The sequence below is a fragment of the Pseudomonas sp. LF020 genome, assembly GCF_053456425.1.
In genome coordinates, this window is the sequence record NZ_JBRFIX010000002.1 from 25,241 (window position 1) to 44,540 (window position 19,300).

General features: G+C 61.9%; 15 protein-coding genes. 6 read left to right on the forward strand and 9 right to left on the reverse strand.

The window, feature by feature from the left end; genetic code table 11:
• Positions 1–56: 56 nt before the first annotated feature.
• The 5 genes from ACU680_RS04325 to ACU680_RS04345 all read left to right on the forward strand — a co-directional run bounded on the left by ACU680_RS04325 (position 57) and on the right by ACU680_RS04345 (position 2,585).
• Entirely contained in the window at positions 57–359 is a 303-nt protein-coding gene (locus ACU680_RS04325; RefSeq protein WP_045122076.1) for a DUF5629 family protein, read from the forward strand.
• A complete protein-coding gene (locus tag ACU680_RS04330; RefSeq protein WP_448178730.1) occupies positions 356–1,531 on the forward strand; it encodes a lactonase family protein in 1,176 nt (391 codons plus the stop codon). The genes ACU680_RS04325 and ACU680_RS04330 overlap by 4 nt, the downstream gene beginning before the upstream one ends.
• A gap of 156 nt (positions 1,532–1,687) precedes the next feature.
• Positions 1,688–1,867, forward strand: a complete 180-nt coding sequence (locus ACU680_RS04335; protein ID WP_041062495.1) for a hypothetical protein — start codon at positions 1,688–1,690, stop codon at positions 1,865–1,867.
• Positions 1,868–2,121: 254 nt separating this feature from the next.
• Positions 2,122–2,331, forward strand: coding sequence for a hypothetical protein (locus ACU680_RS04340; RefSeq protein ID WP_367084266.1), 210 nt, complete (start codon positions 2,122–2,124; stop codon positions 2,329–2,331).
• Positions 2,328–2,585 (forward strand): hypothetical protein, encoded by a 258-nt coding sequence (locus tag ACU680_RS04345; protein WP_448178731.1) that lies wholly within the window; start codon positions 2,328–2,330, stop codon positions 2,583–2,585. The genes ACU680_RS04340 and ACU680_RS04345 overlap by 4 nt, the downstream gene beginning before the upstream one ends.
• A gap of 160 nt (positions 2,586–2,745) precedes the next feature.
• Here ACU680_RS04345 and ACU680_RS04350 read toward each other — a convergent pair whose 3' ends face one another.
• The 3 genes from ACU680_RS04350 to ACU680_RS04360 are packed head-to-tail and all read right to left on the reverse strand — an operon-like array spanning position 2,746 to position 8,209.
• Positions 2,746–3,330, reverse strand: coding sequence for a glutathione S-transferase (locus tag ACU680_RS04350; protein WP_448178732.1), 585 nt, complete (start codon positions 3,328–3,330; stop codon positions 2,746–2,748).
• Entirely contained in the window at positions 3,327–6,968 is a 3,642-nt protein-coding gene (locus tag ACU680_RS04355; protein ID WP_448178733.1) for an AAA family ATPase, read from the reverse strand. Before ACU680_RS04355 ends, ACU680_RS04350 begins: the two co-directional genes overlap by 4 nt.
• Positions 6,965–8,209, reverse strand: a complete 1,245-nt coding sequence (locus ACU680_RS04360; RefSeq protein WP_448178734.1) for an exonuclease SbcCD subunit D C-terminal domain-containing protein — start codon at positions 8,207–8,209, stop codon at positions 6,965–6,967. Before ACU680_RS04360 ends, ACU680_RS04355 begins: the two co-directional genes overlap by 4 nt.
• A 262-nt stretch (positions 8,210–8,471) precedes the next feature.
• Here ACU680_RS04360 and ACU680_RS04365 point away from each other — a divergent pair, with 262 nt between their 5' ends.
• Positions 8,472–12,092 carry an RCC1 domain-containing protein gene (locus ACU680_RS04365; protein ID WP_448178735.1) on the forward strand — a complete coding sequence of 1,207 codons (3,621 nt, stop codon included), beginning with the start codon at positions 8,472–8,474 and terminating at the stop codon, positions 12,090–12,092.
• 89 nt (positions 12,093–12,181) lie between these two features.
• On the opposite strand, the gene ACU680_RS04370 is transcribed toward ACU680_RS04365, so the two are convergent.
• From ACU680_RS04370 to ACU680_RS04395, 6 genes are read right to left on the reverse strand one after another with little or no spacing between them, the layout of a single operon-like run.
• Positions 12,182–13,819 (reverse strand): BatD family protein, encoded by a 1,638-nt coding sequence (locus tag ACU680_RS04370; RefSeq protein ID WP_448178736.1) that lies wholly within the window; start codon positions 13,817–13,819, stop codon positions 12,182–12,184.
• Positions 13,816–15,552, reverse strand: coding sequence for a tetratricopeptide repeat protein (locus tag ACU680_RS04375; RefSeq protein ID WP_448178737.1), 1,737 nt, complete (start codon positions 15,550–15,552; stop codon positions 13,816–13,818). Before ACU680_RS04375 ends, ACU680_RS04370 begins: the two co-directional genes overlap by 4 nt.
• Positions 15,549–16,628 carry a vWA domain-containing protein gene (locus ACU680_RS04380; RefSeq protein WP_448178738.1) on the reverse strand — a complete coding sequence of 360 codons (1,080 nt, stop codon included), beginning with the start codon at positions 16,626–16,628 and terminating at the stop codon, positions 15,549–15,551. The genes ACU680_RS04375 and ACU680_RS04380 overlap by 4 nt, the downstream gene beginning before the upstream one ends.
• Positions 16,621–17,118 carry a DUF4381 domain-containing protein gene (locus ACU680_RS04385; protein ID WP_027613095.1) on the reverse strand — a complete coding sequence of 166 codons (498 nt, stop codon included), beginning with the start codon at positions 17,116–17,118 and terminating at the stop codon, positions 16,621–16,623. Before ACU680_RS04385 ends, ACU680_RS04380 begins: the two co-directional genes overlap by 8 nt.
• A complete protein-coding gene (locus ACU680_RS04390) occupies positions 17,115–18,059 on the reverse strand; it encodes a DUF58 domain-containing protein (RefSeq protein ID WP_400757820.1) in 945 nt (314 codons plus the stop codon). Before ACU680_RS04390 ends, ACU680_RS04385 begins: the two co-directional genes overlap by 4 nt.
• A gap of 5 nt (positions 18,060–18,064) precedes the next feature.
• Positions 18,065–19,024: an AAA family ATPase gene (locus ACU680_RS04395; protein WP_003218556.1), complete on the reverse strand. Its 960-nt coding sequence runs from the start codon at positions 19,022–19,024 to the stop codon at positions 18,065–18,067.
• Between the last annotated feature and the right edge of the window lie 276 nt (positions 19,025–19,300).

Sequence of the window (19,300 nt, forward strand, 5' to 3'; positions counted from 1 at the left end):
TCTGCGTCAACAATGAGCTATCATTGCCGGTTTCCCCCCTGAAAGACTTGATTGCCATGACTGCCCAAACCCTTCTCAACGCCCTCGAACACTGCGGCATGGTCGAAATCGACGGTTTGCACGCCTTCGAATTCGCCCTCGACGAAGACGACAACCTGCACATCGAATGCATCGATGGCCGCACGGCCAGGCATTGGGAGTTCACCCCGGCGCAGGTTGCGGCGGCGACGTTTGACGAAGACCTGCAGAGCTGGCTGATCATTGGCTACGCCAGCGACACCAAAACCACCGGCGAGCACCGTCTGGTTTGCCTCGGTGATGTAGTCAGCAGCAGCGACGACGAGGAAGATGATCAATGAACATGCGTAAATTCTGGCCACTGCTGATGGCCGGCAGCGTCGGTGCGATGGGCCTGTCCAGTGCCAGCGCCGAGACCTATCAATTGCTGGTTGGCTCCTACACCGCCGGCACCAGCCAGGGCATCTATCGAATGAATTTCGATAGCGCCACCGGCCAGATCGCCGCCAAGCCGCTGCAAGTGGTCAAGAGCGAAAACCCGTCGTGGCTGACCCTGTCCAAAGACCAGCATCGGCTGTTCGTAGTCAACGAAAACGGCCCCGGCCAGAAAGACCCGGTCGGCCGCGTCAGCAGCTATTCCATTGATCCCAAGACCCACGCCCTGACCCTGATCAATCAAGTGCAGAGCCTGGGCAACGAGCCGACCCATTCGAGCCTCAGTGGCGATGCCAGCCATCTGTTCGTCAGCAACTATTCGGTGATGGAAGATCCGGGTGGCACGCTGGCGGTGTTGCCGGTCGGTGCCGATGGCAAACTGAAACCGGTGGTGCAGATGAGCGCGCACCCGGCGAGCCGGGTCAATCCCGAGCGCCAGGCGTCCAACCACGTGCACTCGACGGTGTCCTCGCCGGATGGTCGCTATGTGTTCTCCAATGATCTGGGGGCGGACAAGGTGTTCATCTATCGATTCGACCCGAAAGCCAATCCGGATCTGCCACTGACTCCGGCGAAAACCGCGTCGGTGAGCCTGCCCGCCGGTAGCGGCCCGCGCCATCTCCTGTTCAGCGCGGACGGCAAGCATGCCTGGCTGACCATGGAAATGAGCGCGCAGGTCGCGGTGTTCGACTATGACGACGGCGTGCTGACCCAGACGCAACTGGTCGATCTCGCCGCCGGCCAGCCGACTTCGGACAAGGCCGGCGCAGCGCTGCATGCGTCTGCCGACGGCAAGTTCCTCTACGTCAGCAATCGCGGCACCGCCAATCAACTGGTGGTGTTCAGCATTGACCCGGCGACCGGCCAGCTCAAGGAACTGCAAAAGCGTTCGGTGGAAGGCGATCACCCGCGTGAGTTCAGCCTCGATCCGAGTGGCAAGTTCCTGCTGATCGCCAACCAGAAGAGCAACGAAATTGTTGTCGTCGAGCGCGACGCCAAGACCGGTCTGCTCGGCAAAACCGTGCAAAAACTGCCGATGGACGCCCCGAGCGACCTGAAGTTTCTAGTGCGACAATAAGCCACAGGCCCCGGTTTGCGGGGCCTGTCTCATTGTATTAATCGCGCTGATATCCGGTAATGCTACAAAGCATTTCAAGCGATCAACCCTCGAGCGTTAAGTTTGCTTCACGGCCCAACCGGGCAAGCAAGCCAACCGAACACGAGGGTTACCGCCATGAACTTCAATCTCTTCTCTGTTATCGCCGCTTCCGCTATTTCCGCTACCGTTGCGCTGCCAGCCAGTGCCAACGTTGAAATCGCCAGCAAAAAATCCCACACCCAGAGCTACACCCAGAAATACCTGCAACAGAGCGCCAACTTCTACGCCGCACTGGATCACAAAGCCCAACACTGAAAGTCCGATTTGGCACCACTCCCTGTAGGAGCTGCCGAAGGCTGCGATCTTTTGATCTTCAACGTCAAAAGATCGCAGCCTTCGGCAGCTCCTACACGTTTGTGCGTTGAACGGATTGATAGATCTCTTCAAGCACGTAAATAGAAAGGCTAAATAATCAACCAAGCTGATGTTTACTATGGCAAACCCTGAGTGGTTACCGCCGCTTCTTTGATTGATCCTGACGGCACTGAAACATGCCCACGGAGCACATCATGGCCAGTTCCATCATTACCTCAGCCAAGCGCGGCGCCTACCTGGCCATCGGTCTTTACCTGGCACTGGTGCTGTTTGTCAGCATCGCGTCGCAGACGCAACACAACTTCGAAGCGCCGATCGAAGTCGCACACCCCGGCATCCAGTTCGAACACCGCGCCGACGTGTTGGTTGATCGTGCTGAACTTGCAGGAGTGGGCGGAGCATGAAAGGTTACAGACTCTGGGTCATCGCCGGTCTGGCCCTGATGACCAATGGCGCGGCGTTACTCGGCTTCGGCCAAGGCTCGGTCGGTGCGCTGGCGCGTGCCATCGAGGCCAATCACAGCATTGCGCACAACATCGAACGGGCCGGCTCCCAAGGGTTGCTGGCCGGCAATCCGCCGATCAAGGCCGAGGTCGATTTTCTTGGGCCGTTTGAAGTGGATTGCATGGCACTGGGCATGTGTGATGCTCTTGCATAACCTGTGGCGAGGGAGCTTGCTCCCGCTCGGCTGCGCAGCAGTCGCAAAACCATTCAACACGGATCATCAGAAATTGGGTATCGCCGCATATGGGGCTGCTTCGCAACCCAGCGGGAGCAAGCTCCCTCGCCACAGGGGGGCGGCAAGCGGGAAGAGGGGGTTATTTCTTCATGATGGAGGTGAAGAGGTCGGATTCGAGGAAGCGCGGTAGCCACGCCTGCAAGCGAACGTAAGGCGTCTGCGCAAACCATTCGCGATCCACATGCGCAAACTGCCGCACGAACGGCAGCAGGGCGATATCCGCCAGGCTGGGATGCTCAGTCAGCAAGTAATCGCGATCAGCCAGCAATTCATCCAGCCGCTGCAAAAACACCGCCCCCTCAGCCCGATAAACCTCCATCGGCTGCTGGGGATAGCGCTCGGCGTATTTGTAGCGGTTCAAATGCACTTTGAACACTTGATCATTGGCTTCGATCAATTCGGCAATTCGTGAATCACCGCCGAGCAGCCAATTGTCCGGATCATTCTGCGCCAACGCCCAGCGCATGATCTCCAGGCTCTCATCGATCACCTGCCCATCGGCATCCAGCACCGGCACCGTGCCTTTAGGCGAGATCGCCAGCATCTCGGCCGGTTTGGCCTTGAGGCTGACTTCGACGATCTCCACCGGAACGCCCGAATAACGTAGGGCCATCCGCGCACGCATGGCGTACGGGCAGCGGCGGAACGAGTACAGCGTGTTCATTTCACCTCCAGGGTGCTCAAACCATTGCCCAGGCGTTGCACCTGAATCTGCACCGGAATCCGCTCGTGCATTTCCTGCACGTGGGAAATCACCGCGACCTTGCGCCCCTGTGCCTGCAAACCGTCGAGGGCGTCCATCGCCAGTTGCAGCGATTCCGGGTCGAGGCTGCCGAAGCCTTCGTCGATGAACAGCGATTCGATTTTCAGCGTGCTCGAGGCCATCGATGCCAGCCCCAGCGCCAGAGCCAGCGACACCAAAAAGGTCTCGCCGCCGGACAGCGAATGCACCGAGCGCAATTCGTCGCCCATCTCGGTATCCATCACCAGCAGGCCGAGCATGCTGCCACCGCGCTTCAAGCGATAGCGTTTGACCAGTTGGCGCAACTGCACGTTGGCGTGATGCACCAGCAGGTCGAGGTTGTAGGCCTGGGCGATCTTGCGGAAGGTGTCGCCGGTGGCCGAACCGATCAAGGCATTCAGGCGCGCCCAGCGCTGGTACTCGGCATAGGCGTCGGCGATCTGCTGCGCGAGTGCCTGATTGGCGTTTTGCCGGCGCTGATCTTCGGCCTGTTCGGCGCGCAGTTCGGCGCACTGTTGCTCGCTGAGATTGAACTGGTTCTGCAGGTCGGCGAGGGCGCTGGCGAGTTGTTCGGCATCGAGATTGCCATTGTGCTGCGCCTGATGATCAGCCAGACGCTGATCACGTTCCTGCAGCAGCACCTTGGCCTGTTCGATGGCTTTTTCGTTGTGCTGCAAGAGTTGGCGCAATTCGCCGAGCTGCGTGTCATCGACACGCAGCAGGTCTTCGAGGCCGCCGTCATCCAGCTCCGGATGACGTGCGCGCCAGTCGGCAATCTTCTGCGTCAGTTCGTCGTCTTCGCTTTGCAGCGCCTGCAAGCGTTCCTGTTGAGCTTTGAGTTCGGCACCGATCTGCACCCGATGCGTGCGCACGTTCTGCAGTTCCGAGGCTGTGCCGGTTTCGGCGTTGCGCGCTTGTTCCACAGCCTGTTCCAGTTGCTGCTGCCAGTGCTCGGCGCTGCTGTGTTCGCCCAGCAGTTGCGCGAGTTTCGCCTGAGAGGCCTGTTGCTGCTCGGCCAGGGCGCCGAATTGCTGCTCGGCGCTTTGCAGCTGCTGTACGCGGCTGAGCTGGCGATCCTGTTCCTTCTCCAGCGTTTGCTGGCGTTGCTGCTGCTCGGCCAACTCTTCCTTTTGCTGCTCGACCTGCGCCAGGCGCTCGGCAATCTGCCGGTCCAGCTGCATGAAGGTCGCCGCCGGTTCAACGCGCAAGGCTGCAAGCGTATCGGCCGGCAACAGGCTGGCGAACGCAGCGAGTTCCTCGTCGAGGCGCTGACGGTCGCTGCTCAACTCGCGTTGTTGATTGCTCAGGTGCTGCGCCGCTTGCTGATGCGCGGTTTCGGCGTTGCGCAGTTGCTGGGTCAGGCGCGCCGCATCCTGTTGCAGGGTGAGCAGGGCGCTCTGGCGTTGTTCGTCCTGGGTGATGCTCTGGTTCAGTTGATCGTTGTGCCGGGTCAGCCAGGCATCGCGTTTGTCGGCATCCTGATTGAGCAACTGAGGCGCCAGCGGATGCGCCTCCAGACTCGGCGCCAGTGCCTGCAACTGGGCGTTCAATTGCTCCTGCTGTTGCAGCAGCTCCTTCTGCCGGGCTATCACGCCGCCGACTTCAGCGCGCAGTTCGGTGAGTTTTTCCTTGAGCAGATCCACCGCTTGCTGCGCACTGGCCTGCTCGGATTCATCATGACGGCCGAGGCTTTGCAACAGCGCTTCGGGCTGATGATACGGATGCTCGTTGCTGCCGCAGACCGGGCACGGTTGGTCGTCCTGCAACTGCGCGCGCAACTCTTCGACACTGGCGCTGCGGGCCAGACGCTGGCGTTCGAGCAGTTCACGGGTGACGTTGAGGGTTTGTTCGGCGACGGTCAGTTCGGCTTTGCTTTTCACCCCGTCCTGGGTCAGGCGTTCGCGCTCTTGCTGCGCATCGAGCAGGCGCTGTTGCAGCTCGGCGCCGCGTTTTTCCAGCTCCTGCTGACTGGCCCAGAGCCGCGTCAGGTCTTCGATGGCGCGCAGTTGTTTGCGGTTGTCCTGCAACAGATTGCCGAGGATACCGATCTGCTCGGCGACGGCATCCGGCTCGGCGCCGGCCTCCTTGAACAGCACTTCCAGTTGCTGTTTCTGCGTGGCCAACGCGTCGGCGCTGTGCGCGGCGTTCTGTTCGAGGGTCGCCAGTTCGGCCTGGCCCTTGTTCAGGCGATTGCCGATCAGCATCAGCTGTTGCAGGCGATCGCGATAGGCATTCCACGCATCGCTGAGCGGTGCCAGATCGGCACTTTGTTCCAGTTCGGCGGCGATTTTCTGCAAGCGTTCAGCGACTTCGGCCTGTTTCGTCTGCAAGGCCTGAATCGCGCTCTGGCCTTCGGTGCAGGCTTGCTCGGCGGCTTGCCGGGCCTCGGCGCTGAGCGCGGTGTCCTTGGCGAGGCGGGCGAGAGTGCTTTGCTCTTCAAAGGCCTGACGCAACAGCGGGGCGCTTTCGCTGTGGCGCTGCTGCGCTTCGTTGAGGGCGATTTTTGCCGACTCGAGTGCCTGCTCCAGTTGCGTCTGTCGTTCGCCGAGTTCGCTGTGCTGCCGAGTGTGCGCGGCAATCTGTGCCGCCAGCGGTGTCAATTGCGCATCGAGTTCGGTCTTGCGCGCGAACTGGTGGCGTTGCGGGGCGAGTTGCTCCAGGCGCGTCAGTTTCAGGCGTTCCCCGGCAAGACCTTCCCACTGTTGCTGCGCACTGTGCAGTTGCTCGGCGGCGGCTTGTTGCGCGTCCTGCAACTGGCGCAAATCCTTGAGCCAGCTGTGCTGCTGTTCGAGTTGCTTGAGTTGCGCCTGCTGCAACTTCAACTGTTGCTGGGCGGTGCTGAAGCGTTCGTCCAGTTCTGCGCGGGCTTCGGGCGTCAGCGGAGTGACTCCGGTGGCCTGATCCTGCAGCAGCTTGTGCGCTTCGCGGGCCTCTTTGGTCTTGTCGAACGCGCGGCGGCCGAGACGGGTATAGAGCGCGGTGTCGGTGAGCTTTTCCAGCAGTTCGCTGCGGTCGTTGTCATCGGCCTTGAGGAACGCGCTGAACTCGCTCTGGGCCAGCAGCACGGCGCGGGTGAACTGTTCGAAGTTCAGACCGAGCGCGGCTTCGAGTTGGGTTTTGTATTCGCCTTTCTGACTGGCGAGCAGTTGATCCTGATCGATGTCACGCAGGCTCTGACGGCTGATCTGCAACTTGCCGCCAGCCTTTTCCCGGGCGCGGTTGGCTTCCCAGCGCGCGCGATAACGGCGACCATCGACGCCGACGAAATCCACTTCCGCATAACCTTCACCGGTGCCACGCCGCAGCAAGGTGCGCGGGTCACCGGTGGCGATTTCGCCATCGGCATCCGGCACCTTGGCGTCGCGGCCAGTGTTGTTCAGACGCGGCACGGCGCCGAACAACGCCAGGCACAACGCGTCGAGCAAGGTGCTTTTACCGGCGCCGGTCGGCCCGGTGATCGCGAACAGCCCGGCACTGGCCAGTGGTTCGGCGGTGAAATCGATTTCGAACGGCCCGGCCAGCGAGGCGAGGTTCTTCAAGCGAATGGCAAGAATCTTCATGGCTGCTCGCCCTCCATCTGTACGTCCTGCAGCAGTTCGGCGAAGTCCTTGAGCGTCTGTTCATCGACCTCGTTGCCATAGTTGTCGAGCCAGGCGCGACTGAACAGTTCTTGCGGCGTGAGCTGATCCAGTTCAACCAGCGTGCTGCCGTCGTCGCTGCCCTCGGCGCCACGGTTGCCGGCGTATTCGGCAGCGATCCGCACCAGGCGCACGGCTTTGCCTTGCAGGGCGGATTCCACCTGATGGCGCAAGTCCGGCTGCGGTTCGTCGAGGGTCACGCGCACTTCCAGCCATGGCTGGCGCTGGGTTTCGGCGAGCAGATCGATATTCGGCAGGTCGGCCAGTTGCAGCAGGATGTCGGCCAGTGGCGCCGGGCCGATCCGTTGCAGGTTGACCGATCTTGGAATCAGTTTCGGTTCGACGCTGACCAGGGTTTCGCCGTCGAGGGTGACGTCGAGAATCTGGTGCTGATAGCCGATTTCCGAGAACGACAATGGGATCGGCGAGCCGCTGTAGCGGATGCGTTCTTCACCGTTGACCTTCTGCGGCTTGTGCAAATGGCCGAGGGCGACGTAACTGATGCTCGGCCCGAACAGGCTGGCGGGCAGCGCTTCGGCGTTACCGATGATCAGACTGCGCTCGGAGTCTTCCGAGACCGAGCCGCCAGCCATGTGCGCGTGGCTGATGGCGACCAGTGCCTGGCCGGGTTTGCGCTTGGCATTCGCCGCTTCGATCAGCCATTCATGCACCTGACCGATGCCGCGCAGATAGCTGTCGCCCAGATGCGCACCGGTGACTTCCGCCGGACGCAGGAATGGCAGCGCCAGGCACCACGCGGCGATTTCACCTTGGGCATTCGGCAGTGGCAGCAGCAGCCGTTCGGCGTCGAGCTGGCCGTCATCCAGCCACAACACCCGGCCCAGCGCATGGGTGCGCAAACGGCGCATCAACGGCGCGGGCAGCTCGATGCGCGAGCCGGAATCGTGGTTGCCGGCGATCATTACAATGGTCAGCAACGGCTGCTGCTCGTGAGCGCTGACGATGAAGTCGTAGAGACGTTCCTGGGCTTTGACCGGCGGATTGACCGTGTCAAAAATGTCCCCGGCGATCAGCAGCACGTCCGGCTGCGCCAGTTGCAGTTGGCGCAGCAGCCATTCGAGAAAGCACGCATGCTCGAAATCGCGCTCCTGGCCGTGCAGGTTTTGCCCAAGGTGCCAGTCGGAGGTGTGGAACAGACGCAAGGTGGACTCCGCATCAATTAAAAGAGGTGATGGCCGCGAGGAAATGATGGGCGGCTGAAGAGGGGGGAGTTTACAGATTATTGGAGAGTGAGGGCTTGTTGTGGCGATCAAGCAAATCCAGTGCGCGGGTCTCGCCGCGTCTGGCCCATTCATCGTTCGAACCGGCTTAACCGCTTGTCGCAACTGTCAGATCTGACAGTTGCTGGTGCCTGAAGGGTTCAAGCAGTGTCGAGCAGCCAACATTCCATTGCGGAGAACGCTCATGACGACTGAATACGAAAGGAACGATCCTGAAGGTCCAATGGCCCTTTTCCCTCTGTTCCTGCCCAATGCGACATCGTCTATAGAAGATTACGACTATGGTGTTCCGGTGCGAGCCGTAGAGGGTGGGTTGAGATTTTCTATCGATCCATGGTTATCCATGTCGGTCGACGACTATCTCGAGATCTTTTGGGGCAACTCGCTGAGTGCGGTGTGGAGCAAGTCAATTGACAAGGATGATCTGAATCGACGGGTGACAGGCAGTATCAACGAATCCTTCATCGTGCGCGGTGATACGCATCCGGTGTTCTATCGTGTGACAAGACCCGGGGGGGGTGAGGGTGAGGACTCGCGACCATTGCTGAGCGTATTGGTGAAACTCGATCGGCCCGGTGGCTTCGATAGTGATATCGGCGAACCGGGCCATCAAGGTCTGCGATATTTCATTCCCCAGGCAATCATTGATGATGGCGTCGGCCCGGATGAGGCTGCGCTGGGCATACCGATCACCATTCTTCCCTACGAGTTCATGCGCAAGAACGACCTCATCCGCTTGACATGGGGATCCGAGGAACTCGTCACGAAGGTCGAACAGCGTCACATTGACGATCCGCTGAACAACCCGCTGGTGGTCATGGTCGATGCGAAGACGCTGGAGGACGCCGGGGACGGCGCCAGGATTGCGGTTACCTATCAGGTCATCGACGAATGCGGCAATTATCCGGATAAGCGTTCACCTTGGGCGGTAACCACCTACATTCTGGTCGATCTGAAACAGAACCGGCTCGATCCTGCCATTGTGATTTCCGCCGATCCTGGTACCGATATCATTGATCTCGAAGCGTTGGGCGAGGAGGACGTTGAGGTCATTGTCAACACGGCGGGAAGTGCCTTCAAAGTCAATGACAAAATTGCCCTGAAGTGGTTCGGCATACCGGCAGAAGGCACTCCGGTGATTTATGAACCAGCCGAATTGCCGGTGGTCCGGGTGGGGGTCGCGGTCCCATTCAGTGTGCCTAATGCGATCGTGAGGGCGATCGCCATGGGGCGTGCCAGTGTCTCTTATCTGTTGAAACGCGAAGGGACTCTGGACCGGCCATCGAAGAATGCCAGTGTCAGTGTCTCCGGGGTCATCGAGCGTCTGCCCGCGCCTGCCGTTGTCGAGGCTCCCGAGGGTTATCTTGATCCTGATCTGCGTTGGGCGACGGTGGAGTGTCCGTGGTATCCCGGACGTCGATCCAGCGATCTGCTGAAACTGATCTGGGAAGCCACACGTCCCGGCGGCGGTACCGTTCATTACGAAGAGGCCATGCCGGTGGGCGACGTGCCGGATGGCGAGCCGGTATTGCGCAATGTCATAAGCACCGAGATCCAGCGTTTCGACGGCTTGCAGGTGTCGGTGTTTTACACCGTTGCCAACGACGATGAGTCGATTTTCAACGTCCGCGAATCGTATCCGTTTGTCATGCAAGTCGGCGAGGCGCTGCCTTTGTTCTCGTCACCGCGGGTGCAAGAAGCAGTACCCGGTACTTCATTGATAGATCCGGATGCGGTACCCCCCTTGGGTTGTAAATTGATTGCAACGCACCTCGAAACCCAGGTCGACGACGAAGTGCATTATCGGTGGCGCGGTTCGGTCGGTAACGGCAGCACCAGTGGCTCACTGCGTCTTACCTCGCAAACTGCGGGTAAGGAAGTGCCGTTCACGGTGCCTAAACAGTTTGTGACCAACAACCTCAATCGCCGGATCGTCATTGATTACTTTATTGTCCGTAACAACAAAACCCTGGGCTACTCGCTCCCTCTGACGTTACGCGTTGGCAATGCTTTGCTGGATTTTGATCCGCCGACGATCGATGGTTCACGCGGCGACCAGATCGATGTAAGTGCGGTGCCAGGTGTCGGCGCGACCTTGCGTCTCGCCGCTGCGTACGGATTAAGGGTCGGTGACAGCGGTGAAATCCGCTGGATAGGAACACCGGGAGGTGGTACGGCCATCGTGCCGTTTAGCGTGGAGAGCGGAGAAGCGGGGCGCGACAAGCTGGTGACCGTTCCGAGGTCGGTGGTGTTGGCCAACGTCGGGCGGGAGATCTCGCTGGACTGCACCGTGGTGCGTCAGACCGGTGGTCGCCAGTATTCGCGCGTGGCGGTTTATGACGTGCGTGTTTCGTTGGGAACGGGACGCTTGCTGGTGATGGGCGCGCGCTCGCGGGGTAATTACCAGCTGTATGGCGGCGGGACTGCGTGGTTGACCGCGCTGGATGCAACCACCCGGCAGCCGGTCAGGGCCTGGTGGCGTTATAACGGCGAGGAGGGCGAGGTCAGTGGTACGACGTTCCGTGACACTCGCCCGGATCGGCTGCTGCATGTGCGGATCAGTGATGATCAGGTGACGATCAATCCGCAGAACCTGTGCGGGAACGGTAATTTTATTTCCGGCCAGGCAGCAAACAACGCGGCCTTTGCGGCGCGGACTGAGCGTGGAACCCTGGTGGCATGGGGTAAGCCTGATCGTGGTGGAAATTTGGGGAACTCGTTACCGGACATATCCGATGCCATATCGCTGAGTGCTTGCGGTTATGCCTTCGCGGCACGTCAGGCCACTGGTGCGGTAGTGGCTTGGGGGCTGAGTGGAAACGGAGGAGTTGTGTCGGAACCCATCAGTCTTTTGCGGGATATCGAAGCGGTAAGCGGCAACGGTTATGTGTTTGTTGCGCTACGTCGCGATCGGAGCCTGGTGGCGTGGGGAAGCTCAACTGCGGGTGCAGCACTTCCAGAGCCGGTAGCTACACTGAGGGATGTCGTCAGAGTGATTGGCAACCTCTACGCCTTTGCTGCGCTACGAGCTAATGGTTCGGTAGTGGCTTGGGGAGACCAAAGCTACGGAGGTAATTTGCCGGAGTCCATCGCGGTATTGACTGACATCGTTGATATAGTCGCTAGCGCTTATGTCTTCGCAGCCCTGCGTGCTAATGGTTCAGTGGTGGCTTGGGGACCCTACTCTTACGGGGGATTAGTGCCTAACAGGATCGAAATGCTTACAGACATTGTGGAACTGAGCGGGACCGAAGCAGCCTTTGCCGCACGACGCAGCAATGGCAGCGTTGTTGCTTGGGGGTACTCTGCAAGTGGCGCAAGCGTTCCTGAGCCGATCGCCTTATTGACAGACATCCGCACGGTAACGGGTAACAGTGGATCATTCGTCGCACTGCTCAGCAGCGGGCGTGTCGTGGGATGGGGGCGTCAGGCAGTCCCAACACCGGTCGCATTACTGACTGACGTCGTACAGGTGGTATGCGCGGAATATGCTTTTGCCGCGCTGCGGGCCAACGGTACTGTTGTAGCCTGGGGATATGCTGATCGAGGTGGTGAAATCCCGGAGGCCATTGCGACCAGATTGATCAACGTCCGCGCCATTTATGGCAACACCCATGCCTTCGCCGCACTGACCTCCAGCGGCGAAGTCGTGACCTGGGGGCGTGGTCCGGCCGGCGGTGACAGCGATGCCGTCGCCGACCAGCTCAATGGCAAAATCTTCTATGAAGCTACAGCGCTGTCCCGTGGTTTGGGAATGCGTGAGACGCGATTGCTTGAAGCGGCAGAAACTGAACAAACGTCATAGCAGCGTCAATACCTGAAAGATCGCAGCCTGCGGCAGCTCCTACACGTGATCCCTGTAGGAGCTGCCGCAGGCTGCGATCTTTTGATCTTTCACTTCGGATAGAGCGGCGGCAACCCGCTGTCACCCACCGGATCCTGCACCCGCTCCGCCGCCGGAATCGTGCGGATCGCCCGCCACAAATCCTCTCCCTGCCAATGTTGCCCGGTTTCGCTGTAGAGCGCGCCGTTGAGGCCGTCGAGGGCGTCGGAAAGCGGTACGAAGCGCGCCGCCATATCCGCCAAAGTCTCCGGCTGCTGCCGCGCCCAGGCATCCAGCGCCTGCCGCGTCGCTTGCGGATCATTGGCCTGGCACGCCCGTTTGATGTCGTCCAGCAACGTGCGCGGGCTCGGCCCGGTTTGCGCGGCGCGGTGCACCGCCGGTTGCCAGCGTGCACGCCACCACAGGCCGAAGCCGAGCAGGGTGGTGCAGGCGAGGATCAGGGTGCTGAGTTTCCACCACCACAACATATCGTTATCGACGGCGTTCACTTGCAAGGTGCCGGCCGGGGTGTCGACCTGCAGGCTCGGGTTGGTCGCCACTTGCAAGGTGCGCGCCGGCAGGCTGGTGTGTTCCAGATGATCTTCGAAGGTGTTCCACCAGATCACGTCCACCGTTGGCAACTCGATCGCGCCGCTGCGGCTGGGCACCAGCGCTTCGCGTTCTTCGCGACTGCCGATCAGGCCGCGCTCGCCGCTCTGGTTGCTCAGCACCGGTTGATCCGGGTAGCGGCGCAGGCCACTGGCTTCGGTGGCGGGCAGGGCCGGCAACTGCGAACTGGCCAGGCCTTCGGCTTTCAGCGTCAGGCTGCGGGTCAGGGAATCGCCGACCTGAAGATGATCCGGCTCAGGGTTCCAGCTTTCGCTCAGGCTCAGGCTGCGTGCGGGCAGCCACGGCGCATCGGCCGGGTAGGTCAGCGGTTTCGGTTTGACCGTCAGGGCGATCTCGGCGGAATTGACCCGCAACAGCTTGCCCGGTTTCGGGCCCTGCACGGTCGCGTCCTGGGCCGGCTGGGTGTCGACCAACGTGGCGCTGAACGTCTGCGGGGCAATGAGCAGCAAGCCGCTGTGCTGCGGATAGATCGCATAGCGCATCTCGATCACGCCATGGCGCACACCGTTGATGTCTTTTTCGTAGGTGCGCGTATCGCCCAGTTGCTCGATGCGCGTGTCGGCGATCTGCAGCGGGGTCAGGCTGCTGTCGTCGTACAGCGACACCGAGTGATAGATGCGCAACGTCAGGATCGCCTGAGCCTGCACATACACGCTGGGCTGGTCAAGGCTGGCCTCGATGAACACCGGGGCCGGGTTGTTCTTCTCTTCGCGAATGTCGCTCTCGACCACTTGCACGGTGATCGGCTGGCTCTGCACATCACCCAGTTGCAGCGGCGGAATGATCACGCTGCCGTTCTCTTTCGGCAGCAGGGTGATGATCCAGCGCGTGGTGGCGCGGTTGTCGCCATTGAGGGTGTTCAACTGGTTGACCTGGCGCGTGCCACGCACCTCGAACAAAGGCTCCAGCGGCGTCAGGTCGGGTTTGCCGAACTGGGTGACGTCGCTGGTTTCGAGGGTGAGTTCGACCGTCTCGCCGGAGTTCAGGCGACTGCGATCCACGCTGGCCGTCAGCTCGGCCGCCTGGGCGGTGGCCGTGCAGAGCAGCAGGGGCAGCAACAGAGCGGTGAAACGGGTCATCGAGTTTTTTCCTGATCCTGATGTTGTTGCTGTTCGTACCAGAATTTGCGTCGCAGCAGTTCGCCCGGGTCGTCGGGGATTTTGCCCAGCCATTGTTCCAGCGCCTGACGCTGCTCGCCTTCGAGGTTGTCCTCGCTCGGGCGCAGCGTCGGCACGGTGTCCGTTTCTTCCACCTCGTCGAGGCCCGGCACCTCGTTGGGACCTGGCTGCGGCGGGGTGGTCGGCGGCGGCTCGCTGGCTGACTCGCCGGGCTGCGCCTCGCTCGGGGTGTCACTTTTCACCGCGGGTGGTGGCGTGGTCGCTGGCGGTGGTTCCTCGCCGGGCACATTCGGCTGAGCCGGTTGTGGCTGCGGCTCGACTGGCGGCGGGGTGTTCTTCTGCTTGAGCAGGTTTTCCACCAGGGCCTTGTTGGTCAGTGCCGGGCGCAAGTCCGGTTGCAGTTCCAGTGCTTGCTCATAGGCATCGATGGCTGCTTCCAGCTCACCACTTTTCGCCAGGGCGTTGCCACGATTGTAGTGGGCGCGGGCATCGCTGCCTTCGGCGAAACGCTGAGCGGCGCCACTGTAATCGCCGGCCTCGTACAACGCCAGCCCTTGCCACTGGTGATCTTCGAAGTGTTCGGCGGCCTCGGCCGGACGCTTCTGTTTGAGCAGGTGCAGGCCCTGTTGATCGGGGCGCAGCCACAGGTCTTCGAAGTCGAAAGCGTAGCTCGGCTGCGGCAGGCACAACAGCAAGGGCAGGCAGAACAACCAGCCACGCCGTCCGGCGCAGGCGGCGAGCAGCAACAGTGGCAACAACAGCCAGTAGCCCTGATCGGCCCAGGTGTCGAGGCGCACGGTCTGGCCATCGTCGCGCAGGCTGCGCGGGCCATCGAGCAGGCCGAGGGCGCGCAAATCGGATTCGTCCAGCCGCGCACTGTGGTACTCGCCACCGACGCTGGCGAGGAATGCGCCAAGGCCCGGGCTGTCGAGTTGCGGCACGCGGATCGCGCCTTGTTCGTCCTTGAGGAAACTGCCGTCCTCTTGGGCAATCGGTGCGCCCTCAGCGGTGCCGACGCCGAGCATCAGCAGTTGTGCTGATTGTTGGCCAAGGGCGCGGCGAATGCCTTGGCGTTCTTCTTCGGTCAGCGAGGAGCCGATCAGCAGGATCCGTCCCTGGCCGAGCGCGCCTTGCTTGAGCAGGGCCAGCGCCTTGCTCACGCCGAGATCAGCGCGATGGCCGCTTTCCGGCATCAGCGACGGCTTGAGCGCGTCGAGCAGATTGCGGCTGGTCGCCAGGTCATCCGACAGCGGCACCAAGGTGTGCGCGCTGCCGGCATAGACGACGATCGCGGTCTGCGCATCGCTGCGCGCCTGCAGCAGATCGAACAGCTTGCGCCGCGCCTGCTCCAGGCGGGTTGGCGGTGAGTCGGTGGCGAGCATTTCCGGGGTCAGCTCCAGCACCACCACCAGCGGGTCGGCAGGTTTCTGGCTGGTCTGTTCGACCCGCTCCCAGCTCGGCCCGAGCAGGGCGACGAGGGTCAGCAACCATGCCACGCCGAGGGCCACCCACGGCAGCTTGCTGTCGCGCCCGCTGCCACCGCTGAGCAGGGTCGAATGGAACGCCGGCGGCAGAATCATCTGCCAGCGTCCAGCACGTTTCTGCCGGTGCCAGAGTTGCCAGAGCAGCCAGCCCAGCAGCGGCAGAAGCAGCAGCCACCAAGGGCGGAACCAGTGCGGCCAGAGCGCGATCATCGGCGCCTCCGCAGACGCAGGCGTTTCAGACGCTCGCGCCAGTCGGGCAACGGACTTTGCAGATACAGCTCCTTGGTAAACAGGCGTTGCAGCGGGTTGTCCGGCCACAAGTCGCGGGCGACCAGCAACAGGCTCAGCAGCAGGGCCAACGCCAGCGGCCACTGATACAGGGCTTGCGCCGGGCGCGCCTGGGTCGGTTGCTGGGTCACCGGCTCGAGCTGATCGAGGGTCTCCCTGATCGCTTGCAGCTCTTTGCCGTCGCGGGCGCGGAAGTACTGGCCGCCGGTGGCTGCGGCAATCGCTTTGAGCGCCGGCTCGTCGAGGTCCAGGCTCGGATTGACCCCGAGCAGGCCGGTGCTGCCACTGTCTTGCGGGTCCGCGCCAATGCCGATCGGGTAGATTTTCACCCCTTCGCTGGCGGCGAGTTTCGCCGCAGTCAGTGGATCGATTTCGCCGCCGTTGTTAGCGCCGTCGGTGACCAGAATCAATACCCGGCTCTGTGCCGGGCGCATGCGCAGGCGTTTCAGCGCCAGGCCGATTGCATCACCGATGGCAGTGTTCTTGCCAGCAATGCCGATCCGCGCTTCATCGAGCCAGACGCGCACGGTGTGCCGGTCGAAAGTCAGCGGTGCCTGCAGATAGGCCTGACTGCCGAACAGGATCAGACCGACGCGGTCGCCATCACGGCTTTCAAGGAAATCCCCGAGCAGATGCTGGACCAGCGACAAGCGACTGACGTCTTCGTCTTGCCACTGCATGTCGGGGAAGTCCATCGAGCCGGACACGTCCACCGCCACCAGCAGATCGCGGCCGCTGGCGGCAATCGGCAACGGTTCGCCGAGCCATTGCGGGCGGGCGGCGGCGCTCAGCAATAGCAGCCACAGCAGCAGGAACGGCGCTTGCTGGCGCCACGCCGGCAGGTTGGCGCGTGCCCGCCGACGGGCGAGGCCTTCGAGGTCTGAGAGAAAACTCACGCGCAACGCCGGCTCGCCGCTGTCGGCCACCGGCAACACCAGACGCATCAGCCACGGCAGCGGCAGCAGCACGAAGATACACGGCCAGGCGAACTCAAACATGCTTGCGAATCCAGGTGTCGACGGCTTGGGTCAGGCCGGCGATGGCTTTGTCATCGAGCTTGCATTCGGGTTTGTAGGCGCCTTCGACCAGCACCATCCAGCGCGTCAGGCCGGCGGCCGGGCAGCGGTTGTCGAGAAATGCCAGCCATTTGCGGCCATTCAATGTGTGGCTCTGACTGTAAGGGTAGTGGTTGCGGCACAGGCGTTTGAGCAGGCCGTTGAGCTGCTGCAACCAGGCCCCGGCCGGTGCGCCGTCGTAGGGTTTGGGCATCTGGGCCAGTTCGGCCAGCGCGGCGATGCGCACGGGGTCGAGCGGCTGTTCGGCGCGCACGATCGGGCGTTTCTTGATCGGAATGAACCGGCGCAAGCGCCACACCGCGAACCCGAGCAACGGCAGCAATAACAGCAGCAGCCACCAGCCCGGCGCTGGTGGCCAGAAGTCGATGGGCGGCGGGGAAATCAACGGTTGCAGTTGCTCGAGGCCGTTCATCGACTGCTCCCCGGACGCTGCGGATTGAGGAACTCGCGCATCTGCTCGACCATTTCGCTTTGCGTGCTTAGCGGCATCAGCAGCACCCGTAGTTTCTGCGCGAGCAATTCCCAACGGGCTATACGGGCTTCGGCCTGAGCGCGATAGGTCTGGCGCAGATCGAAATTGAGCGTGTCGAGTTCCAGTTGCGCGCCGCGTTCGGCGAACCGTAAAAGCCCGGCGGCGGGCAGGGCGTGGTCCAGCGGATCGGACAGCGGCAGCATCAGCAGGTCGCAATGGCGCGATAGCAGACTCAATTGCTGCTCGGCGCTGTCGGACAGCGCACGCTCATCGCAGATCACGATCACCAGACTGCCCGGGCGCAGCACCTCACGCGCCCGACGCAGCGCTGCGCCAAGGGCATCGCGGTCCGGTTCGCGTTCGCTGTGCAGCGACTGATTGACCTTCACCAGGCGATTGAGCAACTGCAGCAGGCTCTGCTTGCTGCGGCGCGGTTTGATTTCGTAGTGCTCGTTGTCGCCGAACACCAGCCCGCCAACGCGGTCGTTGTGGCCCAGTGCGGCCCAGCCGATCAGCGCCGCCGCTTGCGCCGCGAGCACCGACTTGAACATCAGCCCGGAACCGAAAAACAGCCGCGTGCTTTGCTCGACCATGATAAAAATCGGTCGCTCGCGTTCCTCATGGAACAGCTTGGTGTGCGGCTCCTGGGTGCGCGCGGTCACGCGCCAGTCGATGGTGCGCACGTCGTCGCCGGCCTGATAGACCCGCACCTGATCGAAGTCGACCCCGCGACCACGGAATTTCGAGTGATGCAGGCCGATCAGCGGGCTGCGCTGGCTCGGTGTGGAAAACAGCTGCACTTCGCGCACACGGTGGCGCATCTCGATCAGATCGGTGAGGCTGATACGGATGCCCGGTTCGGACGGCAGGGGGGCGTTCATGGGGGTCAAGCGACGGCTACGACGTCGAGAATCCGCTGCACCACCCGATCCTGATCGATGCCGGCGGCTTCGGCTTCAAACGACAGAATGATGCGGTGACGCAACACGTCGAACAGCACGGCCTGAATGTCTTCCGGGCTGACGAAGTCGCGACCGGCCAGCCAGGCGTGGGCCCGGGCACAACGGTCGAGGGCGATCGAGCCACGTGGACTGGCGCCATAGGCGATCCACTCGGCCATCTCCGGGTCGAACTTGGCCGGGGTGCGCGTGGCCATGACCAGTTGCACCAGGTATTCCTCCACGGCGTCGGCCATATACAGACCGAGGATTTCCTTGCGCGCAGCGAAGATCGCCTGCTGGCTGACCCGGCGTTCAGGCTTGGTTTCGCCATTCAGCGCTTCGCCACGGGCCTGCTGCAGGATCCGGCGTTCGACGGCAGCATCCGGGAAACCGATTTTGACGTGCATCAAGAAACGGTCGAGCTGCGCTTCCGGCAGCGGGTAGGTGCCTTCCTGCTCGATCGGGTTCTGCGTCGCCATCACCAGAAACAGCGGCGACAGCTCGTAAGTGCTGCGCCCGACACTGACCTGACGTTCGGCCATGGCTTCGAGCAGCGCCGATTGCACCTTGGCCGGGGCGCGGTTGATTTCGTCCGCCAGCACCAGGTTGTGGAAGATCGGTCCTTGCTGGAACACGAAACTGCCGGTTTCCGGGCGATAGATCTCGGTGCCGGTGATGTCGGCCGGCAGCAGGTCGGGGGTGAACTGGATGCGATGGAACTGGGCTTCGATGCCCTCGGCGAGTTCTTTGATCGCTTTGGTCTTGGCCAGACCCGGAGCGCCCTCGACCAGCATGTGGCCGTCGGCGAGCAGGGCGATGAGCAAACGCTCGATGAGTTTTTCCTGGCCGAGAATCTGCGTTGAAAGAAAGGTTCGCAGCGCCAGCAGCGCTTCACGATGTTCCATCGGTGACTGTTCCTGGAAAGGGTGGCCACAGGCGTTCGGATAACGCCGGGGCTGGGGGCGTTACTTTAATCCATCGAGGGGGGTGGCGACTAACGGCATTTTGCGCAAAGTGCGGGAAATGACTGGGGGATTTGTTGGAATTTTGTAGCGGGGGAGTGTTGCGGTGGCAGTTCTGGCCTCTTCGCTGGCAAGCCAGCTCCCACAGGTATCAGCGGTGCGAATGCGATTTATGCAACACATCGGTCTCTGTGGGAGCTGGCTTGCCAGCGATGAGGC

Coding starts and splice junctions, on each gene's coding strand:
- ACU680_RS04365 (WP_448178735.1), top strand. CDS start 8,472: ATGACGACTGAATACGAAAGGAACGATCCTGAAGGTCCAATGGCCCTT.
- ACU680_RS04335 (WP_041062495.1), top strand. CDS start 1,688: ATGAACTTCAATCTCTTCTCTGTTATCGCCGCTTCCGCTATTTCCGCT.
- ACU680_RS04330 (WP_448178730.1), top strand. CDS start 356: ATGAACATGCGTAAATTCTGGCCACTGCTGATGGCCGGCAGCGTCGGT.
- ACU680_RS04375 (WP_448178737.1), bottom strand. CDS start 15,552: ATGATCGCGCTCTGGCCGCACTGGTTCCGCCCTTGGTGGCTGCTGCTT.
- ACU680_RS04350 (WP_448178732.1), bottom strand. CDS start 3,330: ATGAACACGCTGTACTCGTTCCGCCGCTGCCCGTACGCCATGCGTGCG.
- ACU680_RS04395 (WP_003218556.1), bottom strand. CDS start 19,024: ATGGAACATCGTGAAGCGCTGCTGGCGCTGCGAACCTTTCTTTCAACG.
- ACU680_RS04325 (WP_045122076.1), top strand. CDS start 57: ATGACTGCCCAAACCCTTCTCAACGCCCTCGAACACTGCGGCATGGTC.
- ACU680_RS04390 (WP_400757820.1), bottom strand. CDS start 18,059: ATGAACGCCCCCCTGCCGTCCGAACCGGGCATCCGTATCAGCCTCACC.
- ACU680_RS04380 (WP_448178738.1), bottom strand. CDS start 16,628: ATGTTTGAGTTCGCCTGGCCGTGTATCTTCGTGCTGCTGCCGCTGCCG.
- ACU680_RS04370 (WP_448178736.1), bottom strand. CDS start 13,819: ATGACCCGTTTCACCGCTCTGTTGCTGCCCCTGCTGCTCTGCACGGCC.
- ACU680_RS04355 (WP_448178733.1), bottom strand. CDS start 6,968: ATGAAGATTCTTGCCATTCGCTTGAAGAACCTCGCCTCGCTGGCCGGG.
- ACU680_RS04385 (WP_027613095.1), bottom strand. CDS start 17,118: ATGAACGGCCTCGAGCAACTGCAACCGTTGATTTCCCCGCCGCCCATC.
- ACU680_RS04340 (WP_367084266.1), top strand. CDS start 2,122: ATGGCCAGTTCCATCATTACCTCAGCCAAGCGCGGCGCCTACCTGGCC.
- ACU680_RS04345 (WP_448178731.1), top strand. CDS start 2,328: ATGAAAGGTTACAGACTCTGGGTCATCGCCGGTCTGGCCCTGATGACC.